This window comes from Verrucosispora sioxanthis, from assembly GCF_010560025.1.
Lineage (GTDB): Bacteria > Actinomycetota > Actinomycetes > Mycobacteriales > Micromonosporaceae > Micromonospora > Micromonospora palythoicola.
The window spans coordinates 1-1,029 of the sequence record NZ_SAIY01000032.1 but is presented as its reverse complement, the minus strand read 5'-3'; the positions used below and the strand labels follow the sequence as shown (position 1 = coordinate 1,029).

Annotated in this window: 1 protein-coding gene and 1 pseudogene; both read right to left on the bottom strand. The window is 74.3% G+C overall.

All coding sequences use genetic code 11. The features are described 5' to 3' along the window. Positions 1-772 (bottom strand): nicotinate-nucleotide--dimethylbenzimidazole phosphoribosyltransferase (locus ENC19_RS29195; protein ID WP_164450248.1); only part of this gene is annotated, 772 nt, incomplete at its 3' end. Further along, a pseudogene (locus ENC19_RS29190) lies at positions 772-1,029 on the bottom strand (Rv2231c family pyridoxal phosphate-dependent protein CobC); the annotation flags it as partial. The pseudogene ENC19_RS29190 and the gene ENC19_RS29195, both read right to left, overlap by 1 nt.

The window sequence follows — 1,029 nt, the reverse complement described above, 5'->3', positions numbered from 1 at the left end:
CGACTGCGGCCAGCACACCGAGCGGATCCGCCGGGTCGGGGTCGTGCCGGCGCAGCGCGGCCCGGACCACCTCGATCTTGTGCTGGTAGGTCGGGTCGTCGACGCCGGTCCCCCGGCCGGTGACCTCGGCGGCGTCGGCTCCGGTGAAGGCGGCGATCAGGGCGGCGGCCGGGGTGGTGTTGGCGATCCCCATGTCACCGGTCAGCAGGATTCCGGCACCGGCGTCGACCAAATCCCCGGCGACGCCGATGCCGACCTCGACCGCCGCCCGTGCCTCCTGCCGGGTCATCGCGGCGGTGACGGTCATGTCCTGGGTACCGCGCCGGACCGGTGCGTTCACCAGCCGGGGCACCACCGGTTCCGGTGCGCCGTGCAGGGCACCGGCACCGTCCGGGCGGTCGACGTCGGCCACCGGCAGCGGGGCCGCCACCCCGACGTCGATCACGGTCACCGAGGCGCCCGCCTGCCGGGCGAAGGCGTTGACCACCGCTCCACCGGCCAGGAAGTTACCCACCATCTGCCCGGTGACCTCCTGCGGCCAGGGACTGACCCGCTGGGCGTGCACGCCATGATCACCGGCGAAGATCGCCACCGCCGCCCGGTCGGGCACCGGTGGCGGGCAGCTGCCGGCCAGGCCGGCGAGGCGTACGGACAGCTCCTCCAAGGCGCCGAGCGAACCGGCGGGCTTGGTCAGGCGCGCCTGCAGCTGCCGCGCCGCGGTCATCGCCGCCTCGTCGAGCGGGCCGACGGCCGCGATGGTGTTCTCCAGCATCATGCCTCCATGATCTCGGCCAGCACCGTGGTGAAAGCATCGGTGGTCGCCCGATCCCGAACTGCGATCCGCAGCCAGTCCGGACCGAGTCCGGGAAACGTGTCGCCCCGGCGCACCGCCCAGCCACGCGCCCGCAGCAGCTCCCGGATCCGGTCAGCGCCGGAGATCCGCACCAGCACGAAGGCGCTGGCCGGACGGCCGGCCACGCGTACCCCGGGCAGGGCCGACAGCCGGGCGACCAGATGTTCGCGGTCGGC